Consider the following 16541-nt stretch of genomic DNA (forward strand, 5'->3'; position numbering starts at 1 on the left):
GTTGTCACGATACTTACGATCAAAAGGAATGCGGTATGCGTAAAACAGAACAACCAGACACGACGGCAGGAACAGCGTCAGGTATCCATATTGCTATGATTTTGCTTGGGATTGCGGTCACTCCGGTACTGCTTTCATCATCCAGTCTAGGGAACCAACTTTCTCATACTAGCCTCATCACCGTAGTAGCAATTGGTGGACTCATCCTCACTCTTCTTGCCGCTATCACTATCTGCGTGGGAGAAAAGGCACGGTTGCCGACTTACGGGATTGTGAAATATGCCTTTGGTGAACGAGGGGCGGTGGCGATTAATATTTTGATGGCCATCAGCCTATTTGGCTGGATTGCCGTAACGGGTAACATGTTCGGCCATTCCGTGCATGATTTATTCGCCCAGCACGGCGTGGAGTTACCCATCCCACTCTGGGTCGCACTCGGATGCATCATTTTTATCGCCTCGACTGCCTTTGGTTTTGCAGTATTAGGTAAGATTGCCCAGATTGCCGTGCCCGTTATCGCACTGGTACTCTGCTACATACTTTACGTCGCCACCCATGGGCAAGCTCCTGCTTTAGATGGCGTAAAGCAAATGAGTATCGGCGTCGCGGTTTCAACCGTCGTCGGCACCATTATCGTACTGGTTGCTACACTGCCGGATTTTGGTAGTTTTGTGCATAACCGTAAACATGCACTCATCGCTGCGGGTATGACTTTTCTGGTGGCTTACCCTCTGTTGTATTGGGCTGGGGCAACACCGAGCGCACTCAGTGGGCAAAACTCTTTGTTGGGAGCCATGGCGGTCTTCGGGGCAATATTACCCGCTGCACTCCTGTTGATTTTCGCCTGTATTACTGGAAATGCAGGCAATATGTTTCAAGGCTCCTTAGTGGTATCCACATTGCTTCCTAATATTCCCAAGTGGCAAATTACTCTAGGCTTAGGGGTTTTAGCCGCTATCGTTGGCAGCATGGATATACTCACGTGGTTTATTCCTTTCCTGCTGTTTCTCGGAATCGCAACCCCTCCGGTAGCGGGTATCTACATCGCTGACTTTTTTCTCTACCGCCAAAATGGCTATGATGAGAAGGTATTAAGCCGAGAACCGCAAATTAAGTTCCAGACGTTCGCCGCATGGTTGTTAGGGTCTGCGATAGGATTTATGACGGTCAACGACGTTATAACACTCACCACAATTCCTTCGATTGACTCTATACTGGTCGCCTGTTTAGGGTATTTCTGCTTAAGCCGGATGCAACATAAACAACGACTAGCCCAATAAGCCACATGATCTGAACTCCGGCATAATTCTCACCATTATGCCGGCCTGCATCTTGGATGGATGTTGGTTCTCAAAGGCAACGAAGGAGTTCATTATGTTTATCTCAGACGAAAGTATTCGTATCGTTCATCTGGTCGCTAAATACAAAAGCATCACCACTGCCGCCGAACAGGTCAATAAGGTCCCCTCCGCCATTAGCTATACGGTGAGAAAGCTTGAGGAAAGCATTGGCGTCGCTCTATTTCTGCGCAAAGGGCGAAATATTGAATTAACATCGGCAGGTGAGTATTTCATTCAGCACAGTAAAACGCTTTTAAGCGATTTAGATGCGTTAAAGCGAAATACCACATTAATTCACAATGGCGTTGAACAAGAGTTTGTTATAGCAGCGAATAACATTGTGCCACAATCTGCGTTAGTTCAATTTATCAACGCTTTTGAGCGCGCTTTCCCTTCGACTCGGCTTACCCTAAATATTGAAGTTTATAACGGTTGCTGGGATGCACTTTACAGAAAACATGCCGACTTAGTGATTGGTGCGCCACATAACCCGCCCAGCACTGAAGGGATCAAAAGCGAATCGTTGGGCGTACTAGAGTGGGACTTTGTGGTTGGCCCGCAGCATCCTTTAGCGACGTTGATAAAACCACTAACGAATACCGAGCTAAGGAAATATCCAGCCGTATGCATTCGCGACACGGCGGTGAACTTCTCCCATCAGCAGGCTTGGTTGCTCGAAGGGCAAAAGCCGCTTTATGTTCCTGACTTTGCTATCGCCGTGGCATTAATTCAGCAAAATACCGGTATTGGATATGTTCCCCATCATCTTGCCTCTCCTTTACTCAACGACGGCACTCTGGTGAAAAAGTCGATGCTAGAGCACAAACACGCTACTCAGCTATTTATGGCCGTTCGTTCAGAAGGTATGGGGAAAGTGTGCCAATGGTGTTTAGACTATTTATCCGAGCCCGCAATGAAAAACCAAATCTGTGGGAAATAAATGCAAAAGGCCGGTAAATACCGGCCTTGAATAAGATTATTGACGCTTACCTTTTGCGCAAAAATAGCTCTCGTCGAGAAACGCTCACTGGTGTAGCTTCATCCTGCACCGGCAACGACAGCAACATCTTCAACGTATCCGCCACTAACGCCTTGCCTTCATCTGCGCTGATATGCGGTTCAATCGGCGACATCAATGAGCAGGACAATAGCTGACCGGTTTTAGGTAATTCACCGACCATAAACGTCATGTCACCGCGCGGCAGGGAAAGCGCAATTCGCTCACCGAGTTTACGCAAAGACCAAACCTGATCCGGCCCCGGCAAAATCACCACGCTTAGCATCCACGGCGTTAATACCGTGCCGAGCCACTGCCCTTCATGCTGCTGCATCTCAACCACGATCGGCATTTCGGCACGATAGAACGGCAGCGTCGCCATCTCTTCCTGCGCAATCTGTTGGTACTGTTCTATCAAAAGATCGGCAGGATTTTGCTCAAAACCCCAAAATTCATCAGCACCGATAGCGGTCAAATCATGTTCAGAAGGCATGTACCGCTCCTTTATGCTCTATTTGGCAACCATCGTTACGCAGAAGCTGGACAATACGATCCATGGCTACAGGGATCGCCGCCTCAATCGCCGACGTCAGACCAATATGCGGCTCCAGAGACTCTGGCACCACGCCCACCAGCGTTAAGCGCTGTGGAAACTCATCGGTGAGATGCAACGCAGAAAGCACGTCGCACAGCCCAAGTTGATGTGGTGAAATTTTCCGGCTAAAAAATGCCGGAACTTCGTCGTCACACAGCGTAATGACGCTGCCGGGTGCGCTATCGCTGAGGACCGCATCGGCCACAATCAGATGATCGCGGCTAGCCATGTACTCCATCAGCTCCATGCCCGCGGTTCCGCCGTCCATCAGCTCAACGCCTTCAGGAAAACGGAAATCGCGTTCTAGGCGCTCAATGATGCGCACGCCAACCGCCTCATCGCTGAGCAATAGGTTGCCAATACCTAAGATCAGCGTATTCATCACAGCACCTTAACCTTGGTCACTTCGCCGCCGCGCGTGTCCACCACGTGCACCGCACAAGACATGCATGGGTCAAAGGAGTGCACGGTGCGCACCACTTCCAACGGTTTTTCGATATCTTCGATAGGCGTGCCGATGAGCGCTTGCTCATACGGGCCCGGCTCGTCGTTGGTGTTACGCGGGCCAGAGTTCCATGTGGAAGGCACAACCGCCTGATAGTTTTCGATCTTGCCGCCTTTAATTACGATCCAATGCGAAAGCATGCCGCGCGGCGCTTCTTCAAAACCGACGCCGCGATACTCTTTATCTTCCAAAATTTCAGGCTTGATAAAGGCAACGTGATCGCCTTTGCCGATGTTGTCGATCAGCGCCTGCCACTGTTGCAGCAGGGTATCTTTCAGTACACAGCAGCGCACCGCACGACCAATAATGCGTCCCATGGTGGAATGCAACTGCTCGGTTTGTAATGCTTTGCCATTCAGCGTTTTATACAGACCGTTCACTTCATTGAAGTGTTTCACCGTATCAGGATGCTTAGCCGCCAGTTTCACCAGCAGATCGGCCAGCGGGCCGACTTCTACCACTTTGCCGTAGAAGGTTGGGGATTTCACCCATGAGTACTTACCCTCATCCTGCCAGCCGGTGTAGTTCGGTTCGGTTTTACCTTCCCACGGCTTTAAGATTGCATCGTCTTTATACCAAGAGTGTTTGCAGCTTTCGGCAATACCGTCGATCAACCATTCATCCTGATGGCTGGTGATTGGGCGATAGTTAGCCATATCACCATTTTCAATGTAGCCGCCCGGCAGCAGGAAGCTACCGCCTTTGGCATCGGTTGGCAGCTCTGGCACGCTCAGATAGTGCTTCGCACCTTCGCCCAATGACAGCCATTCTGGGTAGTTTGCCGCAATAATTGCCGCATCCACTTTGTAAACCTGCTCAATGAACTCACCCAGACGTTCAATAAACATCTTCACATACATCAAACGTTCCAGATTCAGCACGCTTGGCGCATCCAGATTGATTGGGTTAGCCACGCCACCCACGGCCAAGTTTTGGATATGTGGGGATTTACCGCCTAAAATCGCCACTACGCGGTTTGCATCACGTTGGCATTCAAGCGCCTGCAGGTAGTGGGCAACCGCAATCAGGTTTACTTCTGGCGACAATTTCATCGCCTTGTGGCCCCAATAGCCGTTGGCAAAAATACCCAACTGGCCGCTGGCCACCAAGTCGCGGATTTTCTGCTGTACCTTGGTGAACTCTTCCGAACTATTCAGCGACCACGTTGAGACACCTTTCAGCATGGCTTCGCATTTTTTAGGATCGGCGTTCAGCGCAGAGGTGATGTCCACCCAGTCCAGCGCCGACAGCTGGTAAAAATGCACAATGTGGTCATGGATGCTATGGGCTGCCACGATCAGATTACGGATATGCTGCGCGTTCACCGGCACTTCAGCGCCGATCGCATTTTCCACCGCACGCACTGAAGCAATGGCGTGGATGGTGGTACATACGCCACAAATGCGCTGAACAATCATCCACGCATCGCGCGGGTCGTTGCCTTTGACAATCTCTTCCATCCCGCGCCACATGGTGCCGGATGACCAAGCCTTGGTGACTTTGCCGTTTTCAATTTCGCAGTCAATGCGTAGATGGCCCTCGATACGGGTGATCGGGTCGATAGTGATACGTTGGCTCATACTTTAGCTTTCCCTCGGGCCTGATAATCTTTATGTACACGTTCAAGCGATGGCAACACCGGTAAAATCCGGATTAGCAACAAATAGGCACAGACTTCAATCGCCACAAAGCCGACTGAAATCAGAAGTTCTTCTGACGTTGGGAAATAGTGGTAACCATTGCCCGGATTGAACGCCAGCAGTGAGTAGTTCATACGCCACAGCGCAGCACCCAGCAGCATACTTAGCGCGCCAAGGAACAGCATGCGCGAATCGCGGCGGAATCTGTCCCAATGGAATACCAGCAGCGGGAAGAGCATCAGCCCAATTTCGCACCAGAATGAAATGGAGTAGCGATTCCACTGTGAGAGGTACTCTGACTTATCTCGCAGCACAATTTCCGCGAAGCGCAGCGCAACGAACAGGATCAGGAAAATATCGATAACCTGCGTCAGTCGATAGAACAGCGGCTTTTCATTCGGGCCTTTACCTGCTAACCCTGCCTGTACCAGCGAGCCTTCAAACACCACAATGGAGAAGCCCATAATGAATGCCGTCAGCAATGAGAACACCGGCAGCAGCTCGTAGCTTTGCCACAGCGGATGAATTTTATTCCCCGCAGCAATCATCAACGATCCCATTGAAGATTGGTGCATGGTTGGCAGCAGCGCGCCGAGTGCCAGAATGAAGAACATGATTTTATTCAGCCACTTCATTGGCACTTTCCAGCCAAATTTCTCCAGTACGACAGGCGCAAACTCCAGCGCCATCACGCCGATATACACCGTCATACATACCGCGGTTTCAAACAGCACCGACGAGGTATTAAAGTGTCCTGGCAGATAGAAATAAGGCAGGTTCCAGTAACGGCCCACGTCAATGGTGATTGATAATCCCCCTAACGAATAACCGAACAGGCTCGCCAACAGCGCGGGACGCACCAGCGGGTGATATTCACCTCGGTTGAAAACGTATACCGCCCACGCAAGCGCCCAACCACCACAGGCAAAACCTGTGCCGATGAGCAGGTCGAATGAAATCCACAGTCCCCATGGATAACCTCCGTTCAGATCGGCAACGGAGCCAATCCCGAAGATCAAACGTTTGAGGATGAAAATGCCGCATAGCACCACGAAGGGCGCCATCACCATTACCGGCCAGCTAACAAGGCGACCACCTAACGGACTGGCTTTATGTTCACTCATGATCATCATCTCCATCATGGTGGTTTTTGGTGTTACGACGGATCATGACCGACAGACCTGTCAGAACCACCAGCGGCAAGATCATGCCTTTATAAACGGTATGCTGAATGTGCTCAGAGCGTGCGCCAGTTGAGAGTTCAGCCAGTTTCGGCATGCCTAGATTTTCATACGGCACCCCCGCCAGCACTATCACCTGCGTTCCACCGCCCTCTTTTTCGCCGTAGACATAAGGCTGATACTTGGCAAGCGGATGCAGATAGTTATCACCACCGTTCAGGGTTTGGCGCGGATAGGCATATTCGGCCCCAGGTTTTGCCGCCAGACGCTTTTTAGCCTCAGCCAACAGCTCGTCACGCGTGCCAAAGATAACCGCGCCGGTTGGGCAAACTTCTACACAGCCTGGCAGTTGGCCTTTGGTAATACGCTCAAGCCCTTTCTGATCGCACAGCTGGCACTTATGAATCTCACCAAACGGGTTGTGATAATCATATTTTGGAATATCGAACGGACATCCCACCATGCAGTAACGACAGCCCGTACAAACGTCAGGGTCGTAATGCACGATGCCGGTTTTGGGATCTTTTTTCAGCGCCTGTACTGGGCATACCGAAACACAGTTAGGGTCGACGCAGTGCATGCACTGTTTTTTGATATAGGCGTAGCCGTTTTCGACCTGATCTTTATTAACGCCGCTGCCGTCTTGCCACACCTGAATAATGTTGTTGGTGTAAGGCGTTAATTTATCGTTGTTAGACCACGTTTGTGGCCCGTTAGGATTGATCTGGTTTTTGTTCAGCTTCTGACACTCAGCCACGCAGGCTTGGCAGCCTACGCACAGCGTTGAGTCATAGAGCATGCCAACCGCACCGGGGATCGGCGGTTTGTTTTCTACCGCTGCCTGCGCAGTGTTCGATGTCACCGTGCCTGCAGCCAACGCCCCCGCAGAGGCAAACTTAATAAAGTTTCTTCTATTCACGGTTATTCCCCCCGTGAATCGTGGTGCTCAGCGTGGCTTTTCTCAGCGTTTTGGCGCTCCGATTCATGGCGCTTTTGCTGGCGACCAAGCTCACGTACCGTCATCAAGCTGACCCCAATCAGGATCCCCAAAGCGCCACCAATCAGGCCAGTTGCCGTTGGTGAAATATGTCCACCTTCGCGGTTGGCCACGCCGGGTTTATCCACGCGCGGCGTTGGATTTTCAACGTTCGCCAGTTGGAAAATCCCTTTGGTGAAACCAATGCCCTGCTCGTTACAGCCATAGCACGGATGACCGATACCGACCGGCCAGATGCCGCCGCCGATATCACAGAATTCCAACGTTGAGCAGTTGCCGTAGGTTTCTGGGCCTTTACAGCCTAGGTGATACAAACACCAGCCTTGGCGATGACCGTGGTCACCAAACTCTTTGGCAAAACGCCCAGCATCGAAATGAGGACGACGCTCACAGTTTTCGTGGATTAAACGTTCATAGGCAAACAGCGGACGATGCTTGCTATCTAACTCAGGCAGCTTGCCGTAGGTGATGTAATACACCACGGTCGTCAGGAAGTTGTGCGGGTTTGGAGGGCAACCAGGGATGTTGATAACCGGTTTACCGATGGCTTCTTCAAGGCTTACCGCACCGGTTGGGTTGCCGCCGGTGGCAGGAACACCACCCCATGCGGCACAGGAGCCAATCGCGATAACCGCTGCCGCATCAGCGGCTGCACGGCGAATATGATCGACAATAGGTTCACCAGCGACCATGCAATAAACGCCGCCGTCTTTTAACGGAATGGAGCCATCAACAACCAGAACATATTTGCCTTTATAACGCTTCATCGCGTTATGTTTATTTTCTTCGGCTTGATGTCCGAAAGCCGCAGATAGCACCTCATGATATTCGAGTGAAATAGTATTGAGGATCAGGTTCTCAATTGTTGGGTGCGTGGCACGCAACAGGGACTCAGTACAGCCGGTACATTCTTGAGCGCCAATCCAAATAACGGGTGGTCTCTGTGGATTTGTGATTGCCGCAGCCATTTCTGCTGCCGCATTGGAACTTAGCCCTAGTGTAGCGGCCATACCCGCACACAACTTCATGAAGTCACGACGGTTCACACCGTGAGCGGATAGAAAGTTATCCTCAGCCATTCGTAGTATTCCTTAGATGCGCATTCGTCTGGCGGAATGCTTAGGTAGTGAAATGCTAAGGATTAACCCTACTAGTTGTGGTTGATCTTTATCAAGTTGAGAAGGATTAGTGGAAGGTCAACACCAATAATGTGAATAAAACCGATTCAGCGGAAATTAAATAGCACAAATATTCCACAATATATTATTTCTATAAATTGAAAATATAGGATTTCAGATTACTTTCGTATGAATTTTCTTAATTTAGAGGAATACCTAAATGAGAGTAGTTTGTATTAATGACGGTAAATTAGAATTAAATAAATTAAATTCATTTAGTTTTATTTATTTAGTTAAATAATTATTTAGGAAGCGGCGCGGAAATAGTATTACCTCCCAACCTTCCTTTAGCAACGAGTTGACTTACCCACTCCCAACCTCTCCCTTTGCAGGGGGAGGAGCAAATTGAGGATCTTACAAACATCACCGAACGGTTCCCTCCCCTGCGAAGGGGAGGGTTAGGGTGGGGTTGGGTTTAAACAGGCTTAAAGGCTATAGCTTGTGCACTGCACGCCGTTCACATACAGCTTACGTTGTTCGCTTTGCGGCAGACGGATAACGATTTCCTTCCACGCGGGCTGGAAATCACCTTTGCGGGTAAACGTCACGTCTATACGTTGGTTATCGGAAGCGATCTCCCAGTTAAGCCACAGCGCCTGCCCTTCTCGCCAAGCATAGGTTTCACCATCATCATCAAATAGCATGCCGCGATCGCAACCTTTACCCATCGGAGGGAACAGCATCAGTTCGCGAGAATCATCTGCGGCAGCATCTACGAATGCGGTACGTCCAGACAGCGGTAACATCGCCCCTGCACGCACGACCAGCGGTAAGCGCTCTAAAGGAGCCTCCACGGTGATAGACTGACCGCCGCTAAACCATTGTCCGGTGTAGAAATCATACCAGCCGCTTTCGTTGGCAGGCAGATAGATTTCACGCTGACGCTGTCCTTGTTCCACCACGCTCGCCACCAGCAAATCCTTACCTAACATAAAATCATCGGTTTCTGCGAAGGTCGCCGCATCATTTTCATGATCGAGGAAGGTCGGACGCAGCATCGGCTCATCGTTTTCACTCGCCTGCCACAGCAAGGTATAAAAATACGGTAGCAGGCGATAACGCAGCACGATGGCATCACGAATGGCTGGCGTCACCGCCGGATACATCCACGGCTCATTTACCGTGTGATCGTCGTTCCACGAGTGAATGGTAAAGCGTGGGTGCATCACGCCGTTTTGAACCCAGCGCACAAGCAGCTCGGCATCTGGTTTGTCGCCGGAGAATCCACCAACGTCATGACCCACATTATATAAGCCAGACAGACTCATCCCCACACCCATTCGCGTGTTGTAACGCAACGTCTGCCAGCTTGTCCGGTTGTCGCCGCTCCACGTTTGAACATAGCGCTGCATGCCCGCACAGCCGGAGCGTGAGATCAGATAAGGCCGCTGTTTAGGCGCGAAACGCTGTTGCGCTTCTAAAGAAGCACGCATCATCAGTAGCGGCATCACCGGACGGATCTGTTTAATCGCAATTTCTTGGCCAAACCCATGACAGCGCGCCTCGCCGTCCCATACTTCATATTCGTTATTATCATTCCACGTCGAGCCAATGCCCATTTCTAGCAGTTGCTGAGTCACGTTATCTTGCCACCACTTCACCGTAGCGGGGTTGGTGAAATCAAGGTGGGAGCCTTCGTCATCCCAGAATACCGAGCGCTCCGCGCAGTCCGATTCTGAATCACGAATGAATAATCCCTGCTGCGCCACTTCCTGATATTTAGGGTGATCCTGCAACAAACACGGTTTGATGTTTGCTGCCAGTTTGATCCCTGCATCGAGGAAAGCCTGTGACATCACCTTTGGTTGAGGCACTTTGTCGTAGTTCCAGTTGAAGACATAACGCTTGTTGTTAATCGAGGTGTAACCCGACGACAGTTGGAATGAGTCACATGGAATATCGTGCTCGCGGCACAGCTCGATAAACTTCATCAGCTGATTTTGGGCATCCGGTGCATCGGTGTAATACATGGTTGAGCCGCTATAACCGAGGCTCCATTTTGGCCCAAAAAATGTTTTACCGGTCAGTCGCACAAAGGCTTTAGTGACGTCCAGAACCTTTGGCCCAACGAACATGTAATAGTCTAAGTCACCCGCTTCCGCCTGATAGCGACGGTAGGCTAAATGGTAATTATCCAGCTCGTTGCCCAGATCCAACATAGTGCTGCTGAGGTTGTCATAAAACAGGCCGAAGCTAACGTCTTCTTTGCGCGTAATCGTGAACGGAACATGCTTATACAGCGGATCGGTTGACGCCGCGTTATAACCCATCGCATCCAAATTGCGCATTTCATAACGCCCACCGGTGCGGTTAAGATCGCCTGCTTTTTCTCCCAAACCATAGTAGCTTTCGGTTGGGAAACGGCGCTGATAATGAGCAACGCCATCACCGTGCGCATTCAGTAAATAAGCGCTGGTTGGACGGTCTGCCGCCAGCGGCAGCCATTCACCTGCCTCGTTACAATATTCCCACTCTAACCACAGCGGTTGATGTACCGTCACCCGCATTTTGTCGGTGCTGATACACAGTTCAGCATCACACTGTACCAGCTCAAAAGCAGGCCGTGCGAAACCCTCGGTGCTTTCACGATCACGCCCCTCCCAAGGCACATCCGTTTGCTGGGCAATACTCCACGTACGGTTCAGCGCCAGCTCACCGCGCTGTTTAATCAGCACGCGAAACAGCCCTGACTCTAAAATGTAGATGCGGAATAAATGCTGACCATCGACTTTTAACTCAACGTGATCGGCTGCTTGGCGATTCAGAACCCAGTTTTTCAACGTTTTCATTCTATAATTCTTCCAAAAATTTAAAGGATCAGGCCTGACGCGGCTTCTGGCGGCGTTCAGCAATAAAAGCAATCAGGAATACGGCGCCAATCAGGTCAAAGAAGCCCATGGCGATAAATAGCGGGTTGTAGCCAATTTTATCGGCGGTCACACCAATCAGGAGTGAGAACAGAAAACTGGCGATCCACGCAAAGGAACCACGCATCCCGTTTACGGTGGCCATTTGGCCTTTGTCGAAAGATTCAACCACCAAGGCGCTCAACATGCAGGAGATCACCTGATGACCAAAGCCGCCAACGGAAATCAACGCAATGGTGATATAAGGGTCTTTGGTGATTGCCACCAGCGCCAGTGAGATCATCAGGAATGCACCGGTGACCGAGCTGGCTACGATAGAGTTCACGCGTGAGGTGCCAAAGATCTTGGCGTAAATACGCGTGAGATATCCGCTGGCTACGCTGCCTAAATCCGCAGCCAAGAACGGCAGCCAGGCAAACATCGCAATCTGTTTAAGATCCATGCCGCGTTCGTTAGTAAATAAAGCGGAACCCAAAAACTCAGCACGGCCCATGCCGGTTCAGCCATAAATGCCGGAATGGCGATACCATAAAAGCGTTTATTTTTAGACACTGTGGCTAGCGCTTTGAAGAACGGCAGCTTAACCGGCGCAGGCTCGTTATCCTGCTTGATATAATCCAGCTCAGATTTGCTTAAATTCGGGTGTTGATCGGGATTGTGGTAGAACAGCCACCACAGCACCACCCACAGCATGGCCAGAACCCCAGAGAACATAAATGCGCCCTGCCAGCCAAATGAAACATGGGCAACCACGATAATCGGCGGTGCAAGCATTGCGCCAATCGAGAAACCGACTCCGGCCCATCCCGCTGCGATTGGGCGCTCTTTTTTCGGGAACCATTCACCGATGGTTTTGGCATTGGCTGGCGTTGCCGCGGCTTCCGCTCCGCCCATAAAGAAGCGTAGGATCGCCAGCTGCATCCAACTACCGGCTCCCGCATGGAGCATGCACATCAACGCCCAAATCCCCGCACAAATCAGAAATCCAAGCTTTAGGCCAATCACGTCGATCAGCCAGCCGCACAGCGGCTGGAAAACGGTATAGGCAATCTGAAAGGCACCCACGATCCACGAATACTGCTCAGTGGTCATCCCCAGACTGGTTTTTAATTCTGGTGCCAAAATCCCTAGCGAGTTACGCGTGATGTAGTTAACTGTCACCCCCAGCAGGAACAGCGCCAACATCCACCAGCGTAGGTTCTTAATCTTGCGTTTTTCCTTTACAGCCACAGCCGGTTGATTCATATCAAGACTCATGGTGATCCCCTGGTCGCAGTAGCAATATGCAGTCGGCTGAACACATTGTTGGTATAGAGCTTTTTGAAATGTGTCTTACCAATAAGAATATCGCTATTTATGACTATACATTTGATTTTTAATTTAATTATCCATTTTTGTGACCAAGATAACGCTTGTAATTGGTCGACCAATTGAGAGTAAAGAAGTTAAAAACGTGGGGATACGCACTTTTTTGCAAAGATTTTCATGCGACTCTTGGAATTCACTGTTTTCGGTCAAGAACTTCCGCTGTGTGGCGATTATTGGCTTATGAAAATTTTGTCATTTTCGAATTTGAACGAGATCACAAAATGAACGGAAAGCTAAAAATCCGCGAAATTGCCGCTCAAACAGGGCTTTCTATCAGCACGGTATCGCGCGTTCTATCCGGAAAATCGAATACCAGTGAAGCGGCTAAACAGCGGGTTTTAGCCTCAGCGCGCCAGCAGGGTGTCTTGGATGAGATCTCTACGGGAAGAATGCTGCTTAACGGGCTGGTGGTGTTTGCTCCCCAGCGCGCATTTGACGTGCGGTCTGACATCTTTTACTACAAGGTGATCCAAGGGATTGTTCAAGCGCTGGAGCCTCACGAGGTTCGACTGCGCTATTGCTGCTTGGAGGAAAATGACAGCGATGTCTCCCTCTTCCTGCAAAAAATGAACGAGCCCGCCACCGAGGCCGCGATGCTGATTGGCATTGACGATCCCTATATCCACTCTCTCGCCGCAGACTTAGGCAAACCCTGTATTCTGATCAACTGCCGCGATCGCAAAATGCGTTTGCCCGGTATTGCCCCCGACCACCAAACCATCGGCGAATTCTCTGCAAACTATCTCTTTGAACAGGGGCATCGCCACGTTTTGCATCTACTTTGCCTGCGTCGCTATACCATGGAACTGCGCTTGGCCGGCATTCGTGAAGCCTATCAAGCACATAATCTTCCCTTTAATAGCGACGATACCCTGCTCACCGCGCCCAGTTTTGGTGCCGCAGATGCAGAGCTTGCCGTGGCTCAATTTCTTGAACATTGCCCTGCCGAACATCGTCCAACCGCCATCCTTGCTGGGGGTGACTATATGGCGGTGGGCGCCGTGAATGCCCTCTTAAAAGCCGGACTGCGCGTACCGCAGGATATTTCCGTGATGAGCATGGACGGATTCAATCTGGCCGCTATCCACGATATTCCGCTTACTTCGGTTCACGTACCTAGGGACGAATTAGGCGAGGAAGCGGTGCGCATGCTGCAACGACGACTCATGCAGCCAAACACACCGCTGGGCAATTTATTGTTGAACGGAACTCTGGTGGCTCGCGACTCGGTTCGCCGCATCCGAACCAGCCAAAATCAGGCCTTGGTGCAAAAAGACGGGGTTTATGGTTAAAAGCGCCCCGCTCAGCCTTGAGTTCATTCACTATTATTTGAGGTTCCACCTTAAATATGAAGGGTGTGCTAATAAAGCCTGTGGCAAACTGTGCTCACTTCCATCCGCTGCTTAGCAGCCAATACGAGAGATAATTCCGCGATGAAATGGCTTTGCTCGCTCAGTCTGGTCGCAGGACTGATTGCAACTACTCTGTCTCCTGTTCACGCAGACACAACCCAACCCGTTCACCCAATGGTGAAACCGCAATACACACAGGCGCGTGATGCTTTCGTAACCGATCTGCTGAGCAAGATGACGCTCGATGAAAAAATAGGCCAAATGCGCCTTATCAGCGTGGGACCAGACAATCCTAAAGAAGCCATTCGCGAGATGATCAAACAGGGTCAGGTCGGGGCTATTTTTAACACCGTGACCCGCCAAGACATCCGCAAAATGCAGGATCAGGCTATGCAGCTTAGCCGCCTGAAAATCCCTCTGTTTTTCGCCTATGACGTGGTTCACGGCCAACGTACCGTTTTCCCTATTAGTCTCGGTTTAGCGTCAAGTTGGGATCGTAATGCGGTCACCACCGTTGGGCGTATTTCAGCCTATGAGGCCAGCGAAGATGGACTAAATATGACGTGGGCGCCGATGGTCGATATCACCCGCGATCCACGCTGGGGACGTACCTCAGAGGGCTTCGGTGAAGACACCTATCTGACCTCCGAAATGGGCCGTTTGATGGTTGAAGCCATGCAGGGTAAAAACCCGGCCGATCGTAATTCGGTCATGACCAGCGTGAAACACTTCGCCGCCTATGGCGCAGTGGAAGGCGGACGTGATTACAACAGCGTGGACATGAGCCCGCAGCGTTTGTTCCAAGATTACATGCCGCCGTATAAAGCCGCACTCGACGCGGGCAGCGGCGGCGTCATGGTATCGCTCAATTCCATTAACGGCACACCGGCAACGTCTAACAGTTGGTTATTAAAAGACGTGCTACGCGACGAATGGAATTTTAAAGGCATCACCATCAGCGATCACGGCGCAATCAAAGAGCTCATTAAGCACGGCGTTGCCAGCGATCCTGAAGACGCCGTGCGCGTGGCGGTGAAATCCGGCATCGACATGAGTATGAGCGACGAATATTACAGCAAATACCTACCCGGCTTGGTCAAAAGCGGACGCGTGAGCGAAAAAGAAGTCGACGACGCGGCACGCCACGTTCTAAACGTGAAATATGATATGGGTCTATTCACCAATGCCTACAGCCACTTAGGGCCTGTTGGTTCAGATCCTGTCGATACCAACGCGGAAAGCCGTTTGCATCGACCAGAAGCGCGCAGCGTGGCGCGTGAAAGCATGGTGCTGCTGAAAAATCGTCTGGATACCCTGCCGTTGAAAAAATCGGGCACTATCGCGCTTATTGGCCCTCTAGCCGACAGCAAGCGTGATGTAATGGGCAGCTGGTCTGCGGCGGGTGTGGTCGATCAGTCTATTACCGTCTTGCAAGGCCTGCGCAATGCGGTCGGTAACAATGCACAAATTTTATATGCCAAGGGTGCCAACGTTTCGAACGATCCGGGGATCACTGATTTTCTGAACCTGTATGAAAAAGCCGTGAACGTGGATACTCGATCGCCACAGGCGATGATTGATGAAGCGGTAGCTACGGCTAAAAAATCGGATGTTATCGTCGCCGTCGTGGGTGAAGCTCAGGGTATGGCACACGAAGCATCGAGCCGTAGCGATATCACCATCCCACAGAGCCAACGCGATCTGATAGCCGCACTGAAGCAAACGGGTAAACCATTGGTACTGGTTCTGATGAATGGTCGCCCACTGGCGCTTGAAAAAGAAGATCAGCAGGCCGATGCTATTTTAGAAAGTTGGTTCTCAGGCACCGAAGGCGGTAACGCCATCGCTGACGTGTTGTTTGGCGATTACAACCCATCGGGTAAGCTGCCCATGTCCTTCCCGCGCTCTGTGGGTCAAATCCCGATTTACTACAGCCACTTGAATACCGGTCGCCCGTATAATCCAGAGAAACCAGAGAAGTATACTTCTCACTATTATGATGCCGCCAACGGCCCACTTTACCCGTTTGGCTATGGACTGAGCTACACCACCTTCAGCGTGTCCGATGTAAAAATGTCGAGCCCAGTGATGAAGCGTGACGGCAGCTTAACCGCCAGCGTCACAGTAAAAAACACCGGCAAGCGTGACGGTGCCACCGTAGTGCAGCTCTATCTACAGGATAAAACGGCGTCAATGAGTCGCCCTGTTAAAGAGCTAAAAGGCTTTGAGAAAATCACGTTGAAATCTGGCGAACAAAAGACCATCAGCTTTAAAATTGATGCCGACCAGCTGAAATTCTGGAATGCATCGATGAAATATGTGTCAGAGCCGGGCACGTTTAACGTATTCATTGGCCTCGATTCACAGCGCGTAAATAAAGCTGAATTTGAGTTACTTTAAGCATTCTGGTTAATTCTATCCTTAAGCCTCCCTATTTCATTGAGGGAGGCTTAATTTTTCTATCCGCCAATAAATTTATTTTATATAGCCTGATATTAATACCGCAAGAAAATACATTTCT

Annotated in this window: 10 protein-coding genes and 2 pseudogenes; 4 read left to right on the forward strand and 8 right to left on the reverse strand. The window is 50.6% G+C overall.

The window, feature by feature from the left end; genetic code table 11:
* Positions 1-35 precede the first annotated feature (35 nt).
* On the forward strand, positions 36-1280 hold the full coding sequence (locus tag U0008_RS13650; RefSeq protein WP_043494116.1) for a cytosine permease: 1245 nt from the start codon (positions 36-38) through the stop codon (positions 1278-1280).
* A gap of 94 nt (positions 1281-1374) precedes the next feature.
* Positions 1375-2280 (forward strand): LysR substrate-binding domain-containing protein, encoded by a 906-nt coding sequence (locus U0008_RS13655; protein ID WP_043494118.1) that lies wholly within the window; start codon positions 1375-1377, stop codon positions 2278-2280.
* A gap of 46 nt (positions 2281-2326) precedes the next feature.
* On the opposite strand, the gene hybE is transcribed toward U0008_RS13655, so the two are convergent.
* The 8 genes and pseudogenes from hybE to U0008_RS13695 all read right to left on the reverse strand — a co-directional run bounded on the left by hybE (position 2327) and on the right by U0008_RS13695 (position 12557).
* Positions 2327-2830 (reverse strand): hydrogenase-2 assembly chaperone, encoded by a 504-nt coding sequence (gene hybE / locus U0008_RS13660; protein WP_025797943.1) that lies wholly within the window; start codon positions 2828-2830, stop codon positions 2327-2329.
* Positions 2820-3314: a HyaD/HybD family hydrogenase maturation endopeptidase gene (locus tag U0008_RS13665; RefSeq protein WP_025797942.1), complete on the reverse strand. Its 495-nt coding sequence runs from the start codon at positions 3312-3314 to the stop codon at positions 2820-2822. Before U0008_RS13665 ends, hybE begins: the two co-directional genes overlap by 11 nt.
* Positions 3314-5017, reverse strand: coding sequence for a hydrogenase 2 large subunit (gene hybC, locus U0008_RS13670; protein ID WP_025797940.1), 1704 nt, complete (start codon positions 5015-5017; stop codon positions 3314-3316). Before hybC ends, U0008_RS13665 begins: the two co-directional genes overlap by 1 nt.
* Positions 4959-6201, reverse strand: a pseudogene (gene hybB, locus U0008_RS13675) (Ni/Fe-hydrogenase cytochrome b subunit). Before hybB ends, hybC begins: the two are co-directional and overlap by 59 nt.
* Positions 6194-7177, reverse strand: a complete 984-nt coding sequence (hybA, locus tag U0008_RS13680) for a hydrogenase 2 operon protein HybA (RefSeq protein WP_043494120.1) — start codon at positions 7175-7177, stop codon at positions 6194-6196. Before hybA ends, hybB begins: the two are co-directional and overlap by 8 nt.
* A 2-nt stretch (positions 7178-7179) precedes the next feature.
* Positions 7180-8334: a hydrogenase 2 small subunit gene (gene hybO / locus U0008_RS13685; RefSeq protein ID WP_043494122.1), complete on the reverse strand. Its 1155-nt coding sequence runs from the start codon at positions 8332-8334 to the stop codon at positions 7180-7182.
* A 524-nt stretch (positions 8335-8858) separates the two neighbouring features.
* Entirely contained in the window at positions 8859-11222 is a 2364-nt protein-coding gene (locus U0008_RS13690) for a glycoside hydrolase family 31 protein (protein WP_043494124.1), read from the reverse strand.
* A 28-nt stretch (positions 11223-11250) separates the two neighbouring features.
* Positions 11251-12557, reverse strand: a pseudogene (locus U0008_RS13695) (MFS transporter).
* A gap of 332 nt (positions 12558-12889) precedes the next feature.
* On the opposite strand from U0008_RS13695, the gene U0008_RS13700 reads away from it, so the two are divergent.
* Complete coding sequence (locus U0008_RS13700; RefSeq protein ID WP_043494165.1) at positions 12890-13960, forward strand: LacI family DNA-binding transcriptional regulator; 1071 nt, start codon at positions 12890-12892, stop codon at positions 13958-13960.
* A gap of 141 nt (positions 13961-14101) precedes the next feature.
* On the forward strand, positions 14102-16420 hold the full coding sequence (bglX, locus tag U0008_RS13705) for a beta-glucosidase BglX (RefSeq protein WP_043494126.1): 2319 nt from the start codon (positions 14102-14104) through the stop codon (positions 16418-16420).
* Positions 16421-16541: the final 121 nt, after the last annotated feature.

Origin of the sequence: Hafnia alvei (assembly GCF_034424155.1) — a bacterium.
GTDB classification, from domain to species: domain Bacteria; phylum Pseudomonadota; class Gammaproteobacteria; order Enterobacterales; family Enterobacteriaceae; genus Hafnia; species Hafnia alvei.

Coding starts and splice junctions, on each gene's coding strand:
- U0008_RS13650 (WP_043494116.1), top strand. CDS start 36: ATGCGTAAAACAGAACAACCAGACACGACGGCAGGAACAGCGTCAGGT.
- U0008_RS13700 (WP_043494165.1), top strand. CDS start 12,890: ATGAACGGAAAGCTAAAAATCCGCGAAATTGCCGCTCAAACAGGGCTT.
- hybO (WP_043494122.1), bottom strand. CDS start 8,334: ATGGCTGAGGATAACTTTCTATCCGCTCACGGTGTGAACCGTCGTGAC.
- U0008_RS13665 (WP_025797942.1), bottom strand. CDS start 3,314: ATGAATACGCTGATCTTAGGTATTGGCAACCTATTGCTCAGCGATGAG.
- hybC (WP_025797940.1), bottom strand. CDS start 5,017: ATGAGCCAACGTATCACTATCGACCCGATCACCCGTATCGAGGGCCAT.
- hybE (WP_025797943.1), bottom strand. CDS start 2,830: ATGCCTTCTGAACATGATTTGACCGCTATCGGTGCTGATGAATTTTGG.
- bglX (WP_043494126.1), top strand. CDS start 14,102: ATGAAATGGCTTTGCTCGCTCAGTCTGGTCGCAGGACTGATTGCAACT.
- U0008_RS13655 (WP_043494118.1), top strand. CDS start 1,375: ATGTTTATCTCAGACGAAAGTATTCGTATCGTTCATCTGGTCGCTAAA.
- U0008_RS13690 (WP_043494124.1), bottom strand. CDS start 11,222: ATGAAAACGTTGAAAAACTGGGTTCTGAATCGCCAAGCAGCCGATCAC.